The following is an 18,078-nucleotide window of genomic DNA, read 5'->3' as shown; positions in this document are numbered from 1 at the left end:
GAGTCTACCGACGACCCCGCGAATGCACCCGCCCTCACAGGTTCCCGCGTGCCTCCTGCTCGCGCTCGATCGCCTCGAACAGCGCCTTGAAGTTGCCCTTGCCGAAGCCGAGCGAGCCGTGGCGCTCGATGAGTTCGAAGAAGACCGTGGGACGGTCGGTAAGCGGACGGCAGAAGATCTGCAGCAGATATCCGTCCTCGTCACGGTCGACCAGGATGCCGCGGGACTGCAACTCGGCCACCGGGACGCGGACGTGACCGATCCGCTCGCGCAGCTCGGCGTCCTGGTAGTAGGCGTCGGGGGTGTCGAGGAATTCCACGCCCTCGCGGCGCAGCATGTCGACGGTCGTGAGGATGTCGCCGGTGGCCAGCGCGATGTGCTGCACGCCCGGGCCGCGGTAGAACTCCAGGTACTCGTCGATCTGAGAACGCTTGCGGCCCACCGCCGGTTCGTTCAGCGGGAACTTCACCCGGTGGTTGCCGTTCGCGACGACCTTGCTCATCAGCGCCGAATAGTTGGTCGCGATGTCGTCGCCGACGAATTCGGCCATGTTCTGAAAACCCATGACGCGGCGGTAGAAATCGACCCACGTGTCCATCTCGCCCATCTCGACATTGCCGACGACGTGATCGACGGCCTGGAAGAGCCTGCGTGGCGCATCCTCGCGCGGTACGAAGCTGGAGGTGCGGGCCACGTAGCCGGGCAGATAGGGGCCCTCGTAGCGGGAGCGGTCCACGAGGGTGTGGCGGGTGTCGCCGTAGGTGGCCAGGCTGGCCGAGCGGACGGTGCCGAATTCGTCGGTGTCGTCGTGCGGTTCGACCAGGATCGTCGCGCCGTGGGTGCGGGCCCATTCGACACAACGGTCCACGTCCGGCACCTCTAGCGCGATGTCGGCGATGCCGTCGCCGTGGTGATTGTGGTGCGCCACCAGCGGGCTGTCCGGATCCACCGCGCCGGTGACCACGAAACGCGCACTGCCGCTGCGCAGGACGAAGCCCTTGCGGTCGCGGACGCCGGTTTCGGGGCCGCAGTAGGCCTCGAGCCGCATCCCGAATGCCGACTGCAGATAGTGGGCGAATTGGGTGGCGTTGCCCACCACCCAGACCAGCGCGTCCCAGCCGATCACGGGGAACGGGTCGCGCTCGGAGTCGTGGTCGATCAGGCCGACCAGTTGGGTGTCCGACGGCTCGGTCTCACGGGTCGCGTATTCGGTAGTCATGTCCCCAGGTAATCGCCGACCGGTGAGACTGAGCAATATCGCCGTAATTCTCTGAACACGATGGTGAAATACGCCACCAAAACCACAGAAATGCTGGACAATCTGCCTAGAACACCGGATCGAAGGGGAGACTATCGATGAGCCGCACCGAGACCAGGCTGGACGAGCTGGATCTGGCGATCCTGACCGCCATGCATGAATACCAGAAGGCCGGCATCCTCGAGCTGTCGCGGCGCACCCGCGTCGCCCGGGCCACCGTCCAGTCCCGCATCGCACGGATGGAGGAGGCGGGGGTGATCGCCTCCTACGATCCGCACATCGACGTCACCGCCGCCGGGTTCGACGTGCAGGCGTTCGTCACCCTGGAGATCGCACAGGGCGCGCTGGACGCGGTGGCCGCCGACCTGGACGCGATCCCCGGTGTGCTCGAGGCATATGCCACCACCGGTTCGCAGGATGTGCTGTGCCGCATCGGCGCCGACTCGCATGCTGGGCTGCAGACGGTGCTGCTGAGCATCGACCGCAGCGCGGCAGTGGTGCGCTCGCACAGCGTGATCGTGCTGTCGACGGTCGTCGCGCCGCGGACGCTGCCGTTGTTGCGGACGCTGACGCCCGCCGGGACGAGCAAGGCTCCGGCGTACCGGCATTCGTAGGCCGACGTCAGATGCGCAGATCCGCTCCCTGAGTGAGTATTTCGATGTTCGGGTCGAGGTCCGGTTCCACAAAGGCAAGCAGCGCGGCACCTTCCGCCTCGACGGCCGCGCGTTCGGCCGCGGACCAGGTGCGGCCCGGGACGATTCGGAGGCGGGCGCGCCCGCGGTCGGGGAAGATCTTGTAGATGCCCGAGAGGTAGCCGTCGAGCAGGATGGGCGAGACCTGGGCCGCCATGTGCTGCAGCGGGGGTGCGGCGCCGTCGGGGACGATGCGGCTGCGGTCCTTGTGGGACAGGATGGCGTTGTCGTACCAGCCGAGGAACCGCACGGGGGCGGGCAGGTCCGGATCGGCGAGTTCGGCGTCGGCGGGGTCGTAGAGGGTGCGACCGCGCTCGTCGGTGTAGGTGCGGACCCGGTCACCCAGCTGCGCGACGGCCTCGGCGATGCCGGTGAGCCTGGACCAGGCCTGCACGTCGGCGGTCGTCGCGGGACCGAATGCGCGCAGATAGCGAATGACCAACTCCGCCAGCGGATAACCGTCGTCCAGCGGCGCACCCAGCCACGGCTCGATACGGGACCACACCGGGCGGCTGTTGTTCTTCCAGAGGCCGCGCGGCGGGGTCTGCAGCACGGGCAGCTGATAGAGCCAGGTCTGCAGCACCGCCGACGGATTGCGGTCGGGAAACTCCCGCGCGGCGATCGAACGCAGCTCCGCGGCCGTCAACGGCTCGTCGCCGAGGGCCTTCTCGCCCCGGCGGCGCACCTCCTCGGGATCGAGCCCGAGCATCGCGCCGGAATTGAACCCCGCGCGGAACGGAATCTTCTCCAGCTCCGGCTGGATGTGCGGCGCGATGCGCAGCGCATCCGCGGGGACGACCATGTGAATGGTCGCCCGCATCAGGGTGATCCGGACCAGCGACCGATCCAGCAGCGCCCCGGACACCGTCGCCGGATCGAAATCCTGGATGCGACTCCACAATCCGATGAACGGCGGCGGCACGTCCTGCGCCTGCAGGCCCACCAGGTGGGCGCACATGTCCGGAACGGACAGTTTCGAGCGCTCCAGCAGATGCTGCCGGGTCAGCAGCGTCCGGTTCAGGGTTCGTTCGGACAGCTTCATAATTCGCTCACGGTAGTCGGGGGGTCCGACCGGCACACCGAGGCGTCAGCGCAGCGTGACGACGACCTTGCCGGTGGCCGTCCGGTTGTCCAGCGACGCAACGGCTTCCGCGGCCCGATCCAGCGGGTACAGCACCGGCGTGGGCGGGGCGATCTTCCCGGCGGCCAGCAGCGGCGCGACCTCGGCCCACTGTTCCTGTAGGTAGCCGGGATGCGTCATCACCCATTCGCCCCAGGCCGCGCCGACGACCTCGACGTTCTTCAGCAGCAGCCGGTTCACCTTCACCGTCGGGATCTCCCCCGCGGTGAAGCCGACCACCAGCAACCGCCCGCCCGCGGCGAGGCTGCGAATGCTGTCCGTGAAGCGGTCTCCGCCAACGGGATCCAGCACTATGTCCACCCCGCGCCCGCCGGTCAGTTCCTTGACCGCGGCCAGCCATCCGTCGGTGAGCACCACGTCGGTCGCGCCGTTTGCCCGGGCCACCTCCGCCTTCTCCGGCGTGCTGACCACCGCGATCACCCGGCCCGCGCCCAGCGCCGCGGCCAGTCGAAGCGTCGAAGTGCCCACGCCGCCGGCCGCGCCGTGTACCAGCACCGACTCGCCCTCGGCCAGCCGCCCGCGGTTGCGCAGGCAGAAGTGCACAGTCAAGTCGTTGAACAGGATTCCGGCGCCGGCCTCGAGCGAAATGTTGTCCGGCAGCGCGAACACCATCTGCGTCGGCGCCACCGCGACCTCGGCCATGGCATTGCCGAGCAGCGTCAACGCCACCACCCGATCGCCGGCCCGCACGTGCGCATCATCGGGCGCGGACCGCACCACCCCGGCGACCTCCCCGCCCACCACGAACGGCAGCTCGGGCTTCATCTGATACAGCCCCCGGGTCATCAGCACGTCCGGAAACGCCACCCCCGCCGCGTGCACGTCGATCACCACGCCACCGGCATAGGCCTGCGGCTCCGCGATCTCGACCACTTCGATGGATTCGGGCCCCTCGAGCTTGCTCACCTGGGCTGCACGCATGAATCGACTCCTCACATCCGCGGGGTGTGGAAATCAAGTTAACCGCTCTTCGCGGCGGGCTGTCCACGGGACCGCCTTTTGCTACGCTTGGGCCCGCCGAACTGTGAACAAGGGGGATGTCTTGGCACCGGAACCTTCGATGAACGTCGATATCACCGCGTTGAGCAACTTCGCCAAGGCGTTGACCGACGAGGCGGGCGCGATCGGCAAGCTGAATCCCGGTCTGGACCAAGCCGTCGGAGCGCTTCCGGGAACCGACTGGGAAACGACGTGCACCGCCACCAAGACCTCCGTTGACAATGCGCTGCACCGTATTTCGGACCGCGTGACCAATCTCGCCAATTCGGTGGAGCAGGCCGGTAAGGCCCTCACGATGACGGACCAGCAGTTCGCCGACGATCTGAGCAAGATCGGAATGCACGCATGACACTCACAGTTTCCGATGTCGAGAAGTGGGACCCGTCCAAGCTCGGTACGGCGAGCGGAACCGTCGGCACCACCAGCACGAGCCTCGACACGGCGATAGGCAATGCCTACAACACAATCACCAACCTGCAGTGGGACGGCAACGCGGCCGCGGCCGCCCGCACCCGCATGGACACGGAGAAGACGCGCGCATCTCCCGTGAGCGCCGCGCTGCTGGACCTGCAGAAGGCGCTGAATCTGCATGTGGACCAGCTGAACAACACGAAGAAGGCGGTGCTGGACGCGCGCGACGCGGCCATCCATCCCACGGGCAAGGAGGCGGTGCCCTCGGATCCGTTCGAGGTCGCCGACACCGGCGAGGTCACCGCGACCGCCCGAAAGACCTACTTCGACAATCAGAAGAACCTGCGAGACGACGAGAAGTCCACACAGAAATGGATTCAGGACCTCCTCGCCGCGAACCATCACCTTGCGATCGTCGGCGCGCTGGCGCAGGCCGAATCGGCCGCCAACGACGCAGTCAAGGCCGTCAACGACGCCAAGGTGAAGGTGGACGCGGCCTACAACGGGCTCGGGGATCCCAGCCTGGGCGTGACGGTTCCAGCTCCCACGGTCCCGAGTTCCGTCACCGCCCCGTCAACCGCGAACGACACCTCGCAGTACACCTCCAACGGCAACAGCACGACCTCGCACGGCGGCACCCACAACAGCAACATCTCCTACTCGACCCCCTCCAGCGGTAACGCCCCGACGATCAAACCGTCCGGCACCGAGAAGGAATGGATCGAACAGGCCAAGCAGATCCTGATCTCCATGGGCTACTCCCCCGATCAGATCAACGAACAGGCCTTGGAGATCATCATCCAGGGCGAATCCGGCGGCGACCCCAACGCCATCAACAACTACGACAGTAACGCCGCGGCAGGCCACCCCTCCAAGGGCCTGATGCAAACCATCGACAGCACCTTCAACCAGTGGGCCGCCCCCGGCCACACCGATATCTGGAACCCGGTCGACAACATCGTCGCCGGGGCCCGCTATTCGATCGGCAGATACGGCACCCTCGAACACCCCGGCGTGGTCTCCTACCTGAACGGCAACGGATACCACGGCTACTGACAGAGAGTTCCGTGGAGATCACACAAACCGAGAATTCCAGGATTCTCACCCCACCGCGCCTACATCGTTCCTAAGCGCGCTTTCGATCCCACCGACCTCGCCACCGTAGTGCGCTTCCTGGCTGTCAAAGCCTCGCCCGCAGCCCCCCTGATCCTCACTCCCACTGCTCTGCAAATCGGATGCGCGGTCACGCCCGAATCTCGCAGCGCAAAATAGATCGGCAGCCCGGCATAAACATCGAACCCGCCACCGGCACCAGCGATCAGCACGGACGACACGCCGCCCAACCGCTCGAAGATGCCCGGCGTCCACAACACGCTCATACGCATACCAATCGACGACCTATGGGGTGGCGGATAGCACTAGTGAACATCATATGGCAGTGAAATCGGCTGGTGCTCCGAATCGGATCTACCCACCGGATTATGCACTCATCACCACCAGGTCATCCGAACGCTGCGGCGCTGCAATGAGAACACCGGGCTCTTCGGTGGACCCTTCATGATCGTCGACCCAATATAGCGCGCCAGCGAGCACATAACCGATTTCGTCGCCACCCCGCAAGACATATAGCTTCCGGTTGCCGATCTCGCAGTTTAGAAATCGGATGAACTCTTCGGTCTCAGCCTCGTCAGCAAGGGACACCTTCAAGGGCATGTAATTTTCCGCAACTGCAATAGCGCCGACATTCTTGAACAGAACATCAACAACCGAATCGTACTTCAAAGTGCAACCTTGATGATAGCCGCCCCTGCCGCTGCGAAACAATAATTGAGCATGGCTCCCAATGTAACTCAAATGAAACTTTCGACCGAATCCAATCGGCAGCTCACCTGGAACAATCTTCATCACGCACCCTTTCAAAGTTTCATCTAGAAGCTGCAGGAACCTCAGCTATCCATATGGGTTTGGTATGGGTTGCTGATTTTCGTAGAACTGCATCGGCCCGTGGCGCCGGGTGGGCTGGACCGTGTGGCAACGGCTTCGGGTTGTTCACCGGCGCCAGCACCGGCAGGCGCCGTGCCGCATCGATCCCGTGCCTGCTCGCCGCCGTCGGCGTGAGTAGCACCTGCACGACCCGAACGGTCAAAGCCATCGCCAGCACCGCGATCACGGCGCACAGCACGACCCGAGCTCGCTTATCGGACACCACGCGACGCCACAAACGGAATGCCATCCGTCCCCCAGCAATCCATGCTCCCCCTCGGTGGAGCATCACGAAATGTGCTGTTGATACCGGCTACTCGGTATCCCCAGTAAATGCACTGTACGCCTTGACAACTCGTCACGGGGATCGAAGTGATCATGTCCCGCTTCCATAGCTGGGCGGCGACCCCGCGATCGGACAGGCGGGCGCGGCCGAGCGCTCGATCCGTAGCGCCCGGGGCTGGGCGGGCCACCACACGGTCACGAGAACCACTCACCTCAGGCGCCACGTCCACGCTCAGCAACGCGGCTGCGATGAGCCTTCGCGACGCGATCAGCCGTCACCATAGAATCCGGTCCGGCAGCCGGCTGTGCCTCGATGCGCCGAGGCCCGATCACGCCACCCGCGCGTCACGGAGGCCGCGATGTGCCGTCGCTACGCCGCAGTAACCTCCATGATCGCGCTCAGCCCGATCGGCAGCCGCCAAGCCCAGGGCATCCGCACACCTCCCCTCGACATCGAGGCAAATCGGACATCCCCTACGGGCGAGTACGGAGATCTCGGCGTAACGAAGTGGGGTGCGAGCCGTAAAGTCATTCACAAGTAGCACCGCATGAAGAACGCGGCACACCGTGCAGCGCGAGGAGCACCAGTGTCACTCGATCAGCCACTCGCCCCGCTTCCCCAGGAGGGCATGGGCTTCGCCACGGCGTGGCCCATCCGGGCTGGTGATGTGGATCCTTACAACCGTTTACGGCTCGACGCGGTCGCGCGGTACCTGCAGGACGTGGCGTGGGAGGAGTTGCAGAGCGGCTTCTTCCAGCGGACGGACCCGGTGTGGGTGGTGCGGCGCACGGTCATCGATGTGGTGCGGCCGATTCTGTGGCCGGACCGGGTGGAGCTTCGGCGCTGGTGCTCGGCGATGTCCACGCGGTGGACCAATATGCGGGTCCGGATCACCAGCGAGAACGGCGGTCTCATCGAGACCGAGGGTTTCTGGATCAATCTGAACGAATCGACCATGATGCCCACGCGGATCAGTGACGAGGGCCTGGCGCACCTGTCCCGCACCACCACCGAGACGCGGCTGCGCTGGCGGCCGTGGCTGACCGACGCGACACCGCCGGAATCGGATGTCGATCTGCCGTTCCCGGTGCGCGCCACCGACATCGACCAGTTCAACCACGTCAACAATGCCGTCTACTGGCAGGCCGTGGAGCACTCCCTGATCGACCACCCCAAGCTCGTGGCCGGGCCACATCGGGCGGTCATCGAATACGTCGCGCCGGTGCTGGCACGCGAGCACATCAACGTGCGCAGCCGTTTCGAATCCGGCGACCACACCGGCAATCCGGCCCTTCGCCTGTGGTTCGTCGTCGGTGGCACCACGACCACGGTGGTGCGGATCGGCCCGCTCCCGGCCTGAGCGAGCACGACCATTCCCGGCCGGCCGGGGGGCGATTTACCCCCGGGCGGCCTTGAGCAGATCCTCGCGAGAGGTGAGCTTGACCCGCGGCCGCCCGCCGGACTTGCCCGCACTCTTCTCGGCCGCGTCGATGGCCTTCCAGCCCTCGCGGTCCACCCGTTCCGGCTGCCGCTGCTCGAGCAGCACCTTCAGCGCGGCCCGATCACCCTGCGGCGCCTCGAGTTTGCCCGCGGTGAAATCGGCGAGGAGCTGCTCGACGGTCTCGGTGGCATCGACCCGGTTGGAGCCGATGACGCCGCGCGGGCCGCGCTTGATCCAGCCGGAGACGTAGATCCCCGCCAGGTGCGAGCCGTCCGCGACGACCCGGCCGTGCTCGTTCGGGATGGTGCCGCTGCGCTCGTCGAAGGGCAGCGCGCCGACGGGCTGACCGCGGTAGCCGATCGACCGCAGCACCAGCGAGGCGGGCAGTGACTCGGTGCGATCCGAGGCACGGGCCACCAGCTGCCCGTTCTCGCTGACCAATTCGTTGTGGACGAAGTCGATTCCCTCGACGTGGTCGGCGCCGGTGATCGCGGTCGGCGAGGTCAGGTAGCGGAAGACGATGCGCCTGTTGGCCGGATTCGCCGCCTTGGCGGCATACTCCTGCGCGAGTTCGTATTTCAGGCGCTGCGAGGGCTCGATCTCCGGATCATTCAGCAGCGCTCGGCTTTCCGGATCCAGTTCCAGCTCGGCGGGGTCGATGACGACGTCGATGCCCTTCAGGTGACCGAGCGCCAGGAACTCCGAGGAGGTGTACGCGGCCTGCAGCGGGCCGCGGCGGCCCAGCACGACGACCTCGCGGATGTTGCTCTGCCGCAACGCATCCAGGGCGTGATCGGCGATATCGGTCTTGGCCAGCTCGTCCGGGGACAGGGTGAGCACGCGCGCCACGTCCAGTGCGACGTTGCCGTTGCCGACGATCACCGCACGCTCGCCCGACAGGTCGAAGGTGCGCTCGGCGTAGTCGGGATGCCCGTTGTACCAGGCCACGAACTCGGTCGCGGAATGGCTGCCGGGCAGATCCTCACCGGGCACGTTCAGGTGGCGATCGGTGGAGGCGCCGACCGCGTAGATCACCGCGTGGTGGTGCTCCAGCAGCTCCTCGTGCGAAATATGCTTCCCCACCTCGACATTCAGGTGGTACTGCAGGGTGTCGCGGCGGAATGCGCTCTCGAACATGCTCGATACCCCCTTGGTACCGGGATGGTCGGGCGCGACGCCCGCGCGCACCAGCCCCCACGGCGTGGGCAGCCGGTCGAACATCTCCACCTCGACGTCCGCGCGGCGCAGCAGCTCGTCGGCCGCATAGCAGGCCGCGGGACCGGCCCCGACGATCGCGACCCGCAGCGTGCCCAGTTCCTTCGGCGGGCGCGCGGGCGTCACCAGCGGATCGAAATTCGACTCGAGCGGATGGCGCTGGAAGTACGCGGCGTTGATGTCACTGAACCGGCCCAGGGAGGCGATCAGATCATCCTCGGAGAAGATGGCCTCCACCGGGCAGGCATCCACGCAGGCGCCGCAGTCGATGCAGGTGTCGGGGTCGATGTAGAGCTGCTCGGTCGTCGCGAACTCGGGTTGTTCCGGAGTCGGACGAATGCAATCGACCGGGCACTCGGGTACGCAGCTGGCATCGTTGCAACAACGCTGCGTGATCACATAGGCCATATCTCGCAGATCCTCGAAAACATCCTCGGGCTGATCCCCGCCCCGGGGTCGGAGCAGGGCATGCGTCACACCCCTCGCCCATGAGCAATGGACGTGACGTCACTCCCAGTGTGCCTCGAGAGTGAGCGCGATCTCTCATCAGGAGGTGCCCGGGGCGGGTCGGCGACACCCCGGGCACGCCCGAGCGGCCGAGAAACGCCGATGCCTACCTTGGGTGTTCGCGACGGCGGCCTACGGTAGTGCCATGGCGCGGACCCTCATTCTGATGCGGCACGGCAAGTCGGATTACCCCGAGCGTGTCATCGACCACGAGCGCCCGCTGGCCCCGCGCGGGCGGCGGGAGGCCGGGCTGGCCGGAGAGTGGTTACGCGCGACGCAACCGCCGATCGATGCGGTGCGCTGCTCGACCTCGGTCCGCACCCGCCAGACACTCGCCGCGACGGGTATCACCGCGCCGGTGGAATTCGAGTCCTCCATCTACGACGCGACGCCGGACGCACTGCTCGAGCTGATCCAGCTCACCGATGACGAGGTCGGCACGCTACTGCTGATCGGACACGCGCCGGGAATGCCGCAGACGGCATGGGAACTGGCCGCGGACCGCACGGGCACGGCCGCCACCGAGCTGAGCCGCAAGTTCCCCACCTCGGCGCTGGCTGTGCTCACGTTCGACCTGCCGTGGGCGCGGGTGGATACGGGAACCGGCGAGCTGGTGACGTTTCACGTGCCGCGCTAGGCGCGGCTGGGCCTCAGTGCAGCAGGCGGCCGCGCACGACGACGACCACGCCGAGCACGATCAGCAGCACCAGGGCCACGAACCAGTTGGTCAGCCACCACACGACCCCCAGGACCGCGAGCACCGGCAGCAGCGCGATCGCGGCGATGACCGGGCTCTCCCTGAGTGTCTCCAGCGCCGAACGCGCCCTGATCCGATCGATCTCTTTGGACATGTCTTCAGGGTAGGCGCGCACCCCCCGATTGGGCATGGGTGAAGACCCCGAACTTGTCGGTGCCCGGTGCCATGCTGATGCCCATGGACTGGAAAATCGAACTCGTCGCGATCCCCGTCACCGACGTCGATCGCGCCAAGAGCTTCTACACCTCCATCGGCTTCAATGCCGACTTCGACGAGACCCCCACCGAGGACATCCGCTTCGTCCAGCTCACCCCGCCGGGGTCGGGCTGTTCGATCTGCCTCGGCAAGGGCATCACCGATGCCGCACCGGGCAGCGTGGTCGGCATGCAGATGGTCGTCTCCAGTGCGGAGCAGGCCTATCAGCAGCTGATCGCCGCGGGCGTCGAGGCCTCTCCGGTCAAGGACGAGGGCTGGGGCCTGTTCACCTACTTCGCCGACCCCGACGGCAACAAGTGGGCGGTCCAGGAGATCCCCCAGCGCGGCTGAGCCGCCGCTTCCCCGGCGGTCCGGAACAAGTCCGGCGGCGCTGGACGTTGCTTGGAGTGCACTCCAGGTGACTACGGTGGTGGGGTCGAGGGAAGGACGAATTATGGGCGTGGCCACGTGGGACACGATCACCGAGAGCGGTCATCCCGACTACGAGCGGCCGCGTTACTCGATCGGTGAGGCCTCCGAGCTGTCCGGCCTCACCCGTGACACGTTGCGCTGGTACGAGCGGATCGGCCTGCTCGCCTCGGTGGGCCGCGATCACACCGGTAAGCGCCGATTCAGCGATCGGGACCTGAATTGGCTGTCGCTGATCGGCAGGCTGCGCCTCACCGGGATGTCGGTCGCGGACATGATCCGGTACGCCGAACTGGTCCGCGCCGGGGAGGCCACCTATCCCGAGCGCCTCGAGATGTTCCGGCACACCCGGGCCGAGGTTTTGGCCCAGATCGAAGAGCTGAAGCAGACCGTGGCGGTGCTGGACCGCAAGATTGCGCTGTACGAGAGCAATGTGCCGACAGAACAGCAGGCCGCGGCGGGGTGCATGGATCTGAGCGTGGCGAACTGTGCACCGTCGGCTGCCATCCCGTCCGCCGCGCCCATGGCGACGGTCTGATACCGCAACCGCATATCCGCGTCGTCCCGGCGGCGCGGCGATATATCGAACCGGCAGTAACGTGAAAACGCTGTGGGGGCAGGCGATGTGGCGAACACTGGGGCCTGATCGATAACCCTGAACCACATCGTCTGGAGGCCGCCGTGCCCGACCGGGAAACCTTCGACTACATCATCGTCGGCGCGGGCAGCGCCGGATGCGTTCTGGCCCACCGCCTCAGCGAGGATCCGGCGGTGTCGGTGTTGCTGCTCGAGGCGGGTCCGGTCGACGCCGCGGACGAGATCACCATTCCGGCGGCCTGGGGCAAGCTGCTGAGCACCCGCTGGGATTGGCGCTACGAGACCACCCCACAGAAGCAGTTGAACTCCCGGCCCGTCTATTGGCCGCGCATGAAGGCCCTGGGCGGCTGCTCCTCGATGAACGCGATGATCTACATGCGGGGCAATCGCGCCGACTACGACGGCTGGCGGCGCGATTTCGGCGCCGAGGGCTGGGGATACGAGGAGGTACTGCCGTACTTCCGCAAGTCGGAGACCAATACCGGCATCGTCTCCGAGTATCACGGCACCGACGGCCCGCTGCATGTGGAGAACCGGCGGTACACCCACCCCCTCACCGATGCGTGGGTCGATGCCGCCGTCGCCGCCGGGCTGCCCCGCGCCGAGGATTTCAACGGCGCCTCCCAGGAGGGCGCGGGCCGCTTCCAGGTGACCCACCGCAACGGACGCCGCTGGTCCACCGCGGACGGGTATCTGCGCCCGGCGCTGTCCCGGCCCAACCTCACCCTGCACACGGACGCGCTCGTCACCCGGGTGGTGCTCGACGGCGGCCGCGCGATCGGCGTCGACTATCTGCGGGCGGGCGCGGCGCACACCGCGCGGGCCGGCGCCGAGGTGCTGCTGTCGGGCGGAGCGATCAATTCGCCACAGCTGCTGCTGCTTTCGGGCATCGGCCCGGCCGCGCAGCTGCGCGAATTCGGCATCGACGTGGCGCTGGACCTGCCGGGGGTCGGCGAGAATCTGCACGATCATCCGGTGACGCCGATGCTGTGGCGCACCCAGGGCATCTCGGACCTGGGCGATTTCGAGACCCCGCTGCGGCTGCTGCAGTGGCAGCTGGGCGGGCGCGGGCCGCTGACGTCGAATATCGGCGAGGGCGGCGGATTCGTGCACACCCGCGCCGGTCTCGAGGCCCCCGACATGCAGTACCACGTGGCCCCGACGGAGTTCTACGACAACGGATTCAACGAGCGCACGGCCGCGACGTTCACCGCCGGGGCGACGCTCGTCGAGGTGCACAGCCGCGGCCGGCTGCGGCTGCGGTCGGCCGATCCGCAGTGGCGACCGGCCCTGGATCCGGCGTACCTGTCCGATCCGCGCGATATGGACGCACTCGTCGCGGCGTGTCGCCAGCTCGTCGAGATCGCCTCGCACGCACCGCTTTCCCGCTACCTCGAGCGCATGCACCTCCCCGAATCGGATACCGAAGATGCGTTGCGCACCCACGTCGAGCGCTTCACCCAGACCCTGTTCCATCCCGCCGGCACCTGCGCGATGGGCACGGGCGAGCTGTCGGTGGTGGATCCGGAGTTGTGCGTGCGAGGGATTGATGGGCTGCGCGTCGTGGACGCCTCGATCATGCCGCGCGTCGTGCGGGGAAATACCAATGCGCCGACGGTGATGATCGCCGAGAAGGCCGCCGATCTCATCCGCGGGCGTCACTCCGAGCCCGTGTCCGCCGCTGCCGCGAAGGAGAGCAACCGATGACCGCTACACATGAAATCACCACTGCCACAGCAACTTTCGATGTTCACAGCCCGGGTACCGGCGAGGTCGTCGGGACCTATCCGATCCAGACCCAGGAGGAGGCCGTCGCGGCGGTCGACCACGCCCGCGAGGCCTTCGGCTGGTGGTGCGAGCTCACCTATGCACAACGGGCGGAACGGCTTTCGAAGTTCGCCGGGCTGATCGTGCGCCGGCTGGAGCAGCTGGCCGCGCTCATCCACGACGAGACCGGCAAGCCCTACTCCGACGCGAGCCTGGAGGCCGCCCTTGCCATCGAGCATCTGGTCTGGGCCGGTAAGAATGCACGAAAGGTGCTGGGCCGCAAGAGTTCTCGTGTCGGCCTGCTGAGTATCAACAATGCCGCCTCGGTGGAACACAAGCCGCTGGGCGTCATCGGGGTGATCGGCCCGTGGAACTATCCGGTGTTCACCCCGCTAGGCTCCATCGTCTACGCGCTGGCAGCGGGCAATGCCGTGGTGTTCAAGCCCAGCGAGTTCACCCCCGGCGTCGGCCGGTGGCTGGTCGACATGTTCGCCCAGATCGTCCCGGAACGGCCGGTGTTGCAACTGCTCACCGGCGACGGGTCGACCGGCGCGGCGCTGTGCCGGGCCGGCGTGGACAAGATCGCGTTCACCGGGTCGACCGCGACCGCCAAGAAGGTCATGGCGGTCTGTGCGGAATCGCTGACGCCGCTGGTCGCCGAGTGCGGCGGCAAGGATGTGCTGATCGTCGACGCCGACGCCGATCTGGACGCCGCGGCCGAGGCCGGGGTGTGGGCGGGGATGGCGAACGCCGGACAGTCCTGCATCGGCACCGAGCGGGTCTACGTGCACGAACGGGTCTACGACGCCTTCCTGGACAAGCTGGTCGCGCGCGCCGGGGAGCTACGGGCCGGCGTCGATACGGAGGCGAAGATCGGCCCGATCACCATGCCCAAGCAGGTCGAGGTCATCCGCCACCACATCGAGGACGCGCTCGCACGCGGCGGCCGGGCGCTGGTCGGCGGCGCCGAGATCCAGGGACAGGTGGTGCAGCCGACCGTGCTGGTCGACGTGCCCGAGGACGCGCCGGCGATCACCGAGGAGACCTTCGGTCCCACCCTGACCGTCGCCAAGGTGCGGGACATGGACGAGGCCGTCACCCGGGCCAACGCCACCCGGTACGGACTGTCGGCGGCCGTGTTCTCCAAGAGCCGCGGCAGGGAGCTGGCCGACCGGCTGCGCACGGGCATGGTCAGCGTCAACGCCGTCTTCAACTTCCCGTCCATCGCCTCGCTCCCCTTCGGCGGCGTCGGGGATTCCGGATTCGGCCGCATCCACGGCCCGGACGGGTTGCGCGAGTTCACCTACGCGCACGCGGTGGCCCGGCAGCGCTTCGCGCCGCTGATGGCGCTGACCACCTTCGCCCGCACGGCCGAAACCGATCAGAAGGTCGCCAAGATGCTGACGCTGTTGCACGGGAGGAAATAGAGCTGGACTCGGCGCACCACCCGCATCCCGGGTGGTGCGCCCATCCTCGGCGCACCGCAGCCCGAATCACGCTCCCATATCCTCGGGAGGAATACACCGTGAGTGTGCGCAGGCATGAACGCCCGTCAGCAGCGAAGGAGACGCCACAAGTGACCTCCACCGAAATCCATGACGCCCTACGCGCGGCGATGGCGGGCATCGATGCCATGCCCGCCGCGGAGGAGCACTGGCAGCAGATCTATCGGCAGCTGCATTCGCACCCCGAGCTGTCCCATGCCGAATTCGATACCGCGAAGCTGGTCGCGGACGAGCTACGGGCGATGCCGGGCTGGGACGTGACCGAGGGCGTGGGCGGTACCGGGGTGGTCGGCGTGCTCGGCGGCGGGCCCGGGCCGGTGGTCTGGTTGCGCGCGGATATGGATGCGCTGCCGGTGCAGGAGGAGACCGGGCTCGACTACGCCTCGCGCAATCCCGGTGTCATGCACGCGTGCGGGCACGATGTGCACGTCACCGCGCTGCTGGGCGCGTGCGCGCGGCTGGCCGTGGAACCGGCGTTGTCCGGCACCGTCGTCGCGGTCTTCCAGCCCGCCGAGGAGGTCGGCTCCGGGGCGGAGGGCATGATCGCCGACGGGATACTGGATCGTTTTCCGCGCCCGGGGATCGTGCTGGGCCAGCATGTTGCCCCACTTCCCGCCGGGGTGATCGTCAGCCGGGGCGGGGCGCTGATGGCGGCGTCCGATTCGATCCGGGTGCGGCTGTTCGGCGCGGGCGGGCACGCCTCGATGCCGCACGCCGCGGTGAATCCGCTGATCATGGCCGCCTCGCTGGTACAACGGCTGCAGGGCCTGGCCGCCCAGCAGTCCTCGCTGCCGGCCTCGCCGGTGCTCACGCCCGGATCGCTGCACGTGGGCACCCGCGCGAACATCATCGCCGAGGACGCCGAACTGCTGCTGAGCCTGCGGACCTTCACCGAGACCTCGCGCGAGACCGTCCTGGCGGGCATCCGCCGGATGGCCGCCGCCGAGGCCGAATCCGCTGGGGCGCCGAAGGATCCGATCGTCGAGGTGTTCGACAGCTTTCCGCTGACCGTCAATACCGAGCAGGACACCACCCGGCTGCTCGGCGCCTTCGCCGCGAGCGGCTTCCTGGCGATCCCGCTGCCCAATCCGGTCACCGGCAGCGAGGATTTCGGGGCCTTCGCCACCGCGGCGGGCTGTCCGTCGGTGTTCTGGCACATCGGCGGCTTCGACCTGGATCGGTACAGCGCCGACGATCTGGGGCGGATGCACCAGGAGATGGTGCTGCCCGCCGGGACCGCCTCCAACCACTCCCCCAGGTTCGCGCCCGATCCGGACCGGGCGCTCGGCCCGGCGATCAACGCGCTGGTGGTTGCGGCCCGCGGCAAGCTCGCTCACTAGAACCGCCGCGCGCCGCAGACCGGCATCTCCGAGAGCGGCGAGACCTCCACGCCGCGGCCGTAGGTGGAGGCGTGCACGACCTTGCCGTCGCCGATGTAGATGGCCGAATGCTCGCCGCCGTAGAAGGAGACCATGTCACCCTCCTGCAGATCGTTCATCGAGACCGGGGTGCCGGAGCGGAGCTGCGCGTAACTCGTGCGGGGCAGATCGACATCGGCCTGCTTGTAGGACCACTGCACGAGGCCGGAGCAGTCGAAGGCGTTGGGCCCCGCCGAGCCATACTCGTAGGCGGCCCCGATCTTCGACTTCGCGGCCTCGGCGGCCCGCTCGCCGACGGTCTTGCGGGGCGCGACGTGCACGGCCGAGGCCGGCGGCGCGAGCGGAGCCGAGTGCAAAATGCTCGCCAGCGTCGCCGCGGCCCGCCCATCGAACTGCGGGAGGGTGAGCGGCTGCCGGAGCGCGGCGGCCGCGAGGGAGGCGATGGCATTGCGCGCCGAATCCACGACCGCCGGCAGTTCGGCCGGGGCCGGCAGGCCCGAGTTGAGCTCGGGCACAACCGAAGCGGGAATGGGTCGCGCCGAGGCGGGCGTGGATGCCATCGCCTCGCGATCAGACAGGGCCGATTCGGCAGCGGGCACAGCCGTTGCGCGTGCGGGCAGGATCGCCTCGCGGGTCGGTAAGACCGATTCGACCGAGGCCGCCATCGCTGCCTGCGCGGGTCGAATCGCCTCACGTGCGGACGGGATCGAATCAGCGGCGGGCACAAGCGAAGCGCGTGTGGACAGCGTCGGTTCGTGTGCGGGCCGCGCCGAATCGGCCGCCGGCACAACCGAAACGGGTGCGGGCAGAATCGCCTCGCGCATAGGTAGGGCCGATTCGAGCGCCGGAAGCACCGACGCACGTGACTGCGCGGGAAGCGGCAGAACCGAATCGAGCGCGGTGACCACCGAAGCGAACCCGGGCGAAGACGCCGCGGGAATCGACAGGACCGCAGTGCGCGCGGCCGCGGGGCGTGCGGATCGAATCGCCTCGCGGACGGGCAGGGCCGACTCGGCCGCGGGCCCAACAGCGGCGGGCGCGGGCAGAATCGCTTCGCGCACCGGCAGGGTCGCCTCGAACGAGGGCCGGAGGGACCGAATCGCCTCGCGGACGGGCACGGCCGACTCGACTGCGGGCACGACGAAAGTGGGTGCGGGTGCGGAAGCCGCAGGAATCGGCAGGACCGTGGCGCGCGGGGGCGCGGATGCGGCGGGCGACGGTGCGGGGCCGAAGGATTCGATGCCGAGCACGTTGCGGGTGGGCGCCGGGCCGCATGATTCGACTGCGGGCGCTGCGCCGGGGAGCCCGGCGCGCGGCACATCGCTCGAGTGCGGTACCTCGATCACGCCGATTCCGGGAACGGTCACCGGCTGCGCGAAGGCCTGGCCGGTGGTAACGAGCATGGCGCCGATCGCGCCGAGAGTGGCCGCCCCTGCGGCCAGCATGAACCAGAGTATTCGCCGCAGACAGCGGATATATCTAACTTCGTCGGTTCCTGCACTCATGTTGCGGTCCT

At 67.6% G+C, this 18,078-nt stretch carries 17 protein-coding genes; 10 read left to right on the top strand and 7 right to left on the bottom strand.

What is annotated here, in order from left to right; genetic code table 11:
* Positions 1-34: 34 nt before the first annotated feature.
* On the bottom strand, positions 35-1,219 hold the full coding sequence (hppD, locus tag KO481_RS07510) for a 4-hydroxyphenylpyruvate dioxygenase (protein WP_215916259.1): 1,185 nt from the start codon (positions 1,217-1,219) through the stop codon (positions 35-37).
* Between the two features lie 137 nt (positions 1,220-1,356).
* Here hppD and KO481_RS07505 point away from each other — a divergent pair, with 137 nt between their 5' ends.
* Positions 1,357-1,872, top strand: coding sequence for an Lrp/AsnC family transcriptional regulator (locus KO481_RS07505; RefSeq protein WP_215916258.1), 516 nt, complete (start codon positions 1,357-1,359; stop codon positions 1,870-1,872).
* A 7-nt stretch (positions 1,873-1,879) separates the two neighbouring features.
* On the opposite strand, the gene KO481_RS07500 is transcribed toward KO481_RS07505, so the two are convergent.
* Both KO481_RS07500 and KO481_RS07495 read right to left on the bottom strand, forming a co-directional pair.
* Positions 1,880-2,992 (bottom strand): winged helix DNA-binding domain-containing protein, encoded by a 1,113-nt coding sequence (locus KO481_RS07500; RefSeq protein WP_215916257.1) that lies wholly within the window; start codon positions 2,990-2,992, stop codon positions 1,880-1,882.
* Between the two features lie 45 nt (positions 2,993-3,037).
* Positions 3,038-4,012: an NADPH:quinone oxidoreductase family protein gene (locus KO481_RS07495; RefSeq protein ID WP_215916256.1), complete on the bottom strand. Its 975-nt coding sequence runs from the start codon at positions 4,010-4,012 to the stop codon at positions 3,038-3,040.
* A gap of 139 nt (positions 4,013-4,151) precedes the next feature.
* Here KO481_RS07495 and KO481_RS07490 point away from each other — a divergent pair, with 139 nt between their 5' ends.
* Positions 4,152-4,439: a hypothetical protein gene (locus tag KO481_RS07490; protein ID WP_215916255.1), complete on the top strand. Its 288-nt coding sequence runs from the start codon at positions 4,152-4,154 to the stop codon at positions 4,437-4,439.
* Complete coding sequence (locus tag KO481_RS07485; RefSeq protein WP_215916254.1) at positions 4,436-5,557, top strand: lytic transglycosylase domain-containing protein; 1,122 nt, start codon at positions 4,436-4,438, stop codon at positions 5,555-5,557. The genes KO481_RS07490 and KO481_RS07485 overlap by 4 nt, the downstream gene beginning before the upstream one ends.
* Positions 5,558-5,980: 423 nt before the next feature.
* On the opposite strand, the gene KO481_RS07480 is transcribed toward KO481_RS07485, so the two are convergent.
* Positions 5,981-6,406 (bottom strand): hypothetical protein, encoded by a 426-nt coding sequence (locus tag KO481_RS07480; protein ID WP_215916253.1) that lies wholly within the window; start codon positions 6,404-6,406, stop codon positions 5,981-5,983.
* 950 nt (positions 6,407-7,356) lie between these two features.
* Between KO481_RS07480 and KO481_RS07475 the strand changes: the two genes are divergently transcribed.
* Positions 7,357-8,130: an acyl-[acyl-carrier-protein] thioesterase gene (locus KO481_RS07475; RefSeq protein WP_215916252.1), complete on the top strand. Its 774-nt coding sequence runs from the start codon at positions 7,357-7,359 to the stop codon at positions 8,128-8,130.
* Positions 8,131-8,166: 36 nt separating this feature from the next.
* Here KO481_RS07475 and KO481_RS07470 read toward each other — a convergent pair whose 3' ends face one another.
* Complete coding sequence (locus KO481_RS07470; protein WP_215916251.1) at positions 8,167-9,834, bottom strand: FAD-dependent oxidoreductase; 1,668 nt, start codon at positions 9,832-9,834, stop codon at positions 8,167-8,169.
* Between the two features lie 244 nt (positions 9,835-10,078).
* Between KO481_RS07470 and KO481_RS07465 the strand changes: the two genes are divergently transcribed.
* Positions 10,079-10,570: a SixA phosphatase family protein gene (locus tag KO481_RS07465; RefSeq protein ID WP_215916250.1), complete on the top strand. Its 492-nt coding sequence runs from the start codon at positions 10,079-10,081 to the stop codon at positions 10,568-10,570.
* A gap of 13 nt (positions 10,571-10,583) precedes the next feature.
* Here KO481_RS07465 and KO481_RS07460 read toward each other — a convergent pair whose 3' ends face one another.
* A complete protein-coding gene (locus KO481_RS07460; RefSeq protein ID WP_215916249.1) occupies positions 10,584-10,784 on the bottom strand; it encodes a hypothetical protein in 201 nt (66 codons plus the stop codon).
* Positions 10,785-10,867: 83 nt separating this feature from the next.
* On the opposite strand from KO481_RS07460, the gene KO481_RS07455 reads away from it, so the two are divergent.
* The 5 genes from KO481_RS07455 to KO481_RS07435 all read left to right on the top strand — a co-directional run bounded on the left by KO481_RS07455 (position 10,868) and on the right by KO481_RS07435 (position 16,523).
* Entirely contained in the window at positions 10,868-11,236 is a 369-nt protein-coding gene (locus tag KO481_RS07455) for a VOC family protein (protein WP_215916248.1), read from the top strand.
* 103 nt (positions 11,237-11,339) lie between these two features.
* Positions 11,340-11,852, top strand: coding sequence for a MerR family transcriptional regulator (locus tag KO481_RS07450; protein WP_215916247.1), 513 nt, complete (start codon positions 11,340-11,342; stop codon positions 11,850-11,852).
* 143 nt (positions 11,853-11,995) lie between these two features.
* A complete protein-coding gene (locus KO481_RS07445) occupies positions 11,996-13,618 on the top strand; it encodes a GMC family oxidoreductase (RefSeq protein ID WP_215916246.1) in 1,623 nt (540 codons plus the stop codon).
* Positions 13,615-15,105, top strand: coding sequence for an aldehyde dehydrogenase family protein (locus tag KO481_RS07440; protein WP_215916245.1), 1,491 nt, complete (start codon positions 13,615-13,617; stop codon positions 15,103-15,105). Before KO481_RS07445 ends, KO481_RS07440 begins: the two co-directional genes overlap by 4 nt.
* A 188-nt stretch (positions 15,106-15,293) precedes the next feature.
* Entirely contained in the window at positions 15,294-16,523 is a 1,230-nt protein-coding gene (locus KO481_RS07435) for an amidohydrolase (protein ID WP_215916669.1), read from the top strand.
* Here the strand turns inward: KO481_RS07435 and KO481_RS44695 are convergent.
* Positions 16,520-17,122 carry a C40 family peptidase gene (locus KO481_RS44695; protein ID WP_215916668.1) on the bottom strand — a complete coding sequence of 201 codons (603 nt, stop codon included), beginning with the start codon at positions 17,120-17,122 and terminating at the stop codon, positions 16,520-16,522. The genes KO481_RS07435 and KO481_RS44695 overlap by 4 nt on opposite strands.
* Positions 17,123-18,078: the final 956 nt, after the last annotated feature.

The sequence above is a fragment of the Nocardia albiluteola genome (assembly GCF_018860155.1).
GTDB classification, from domain to species: Bacteria; Actinomycetota; Actinomycetes; order Mycobacteriales; family Mycobacteriaceae; genus Nocardia; species Nocardia albiluteola.
This window is presented reverse-complemented; position numbering and strand designations above follow the sequence as displayed.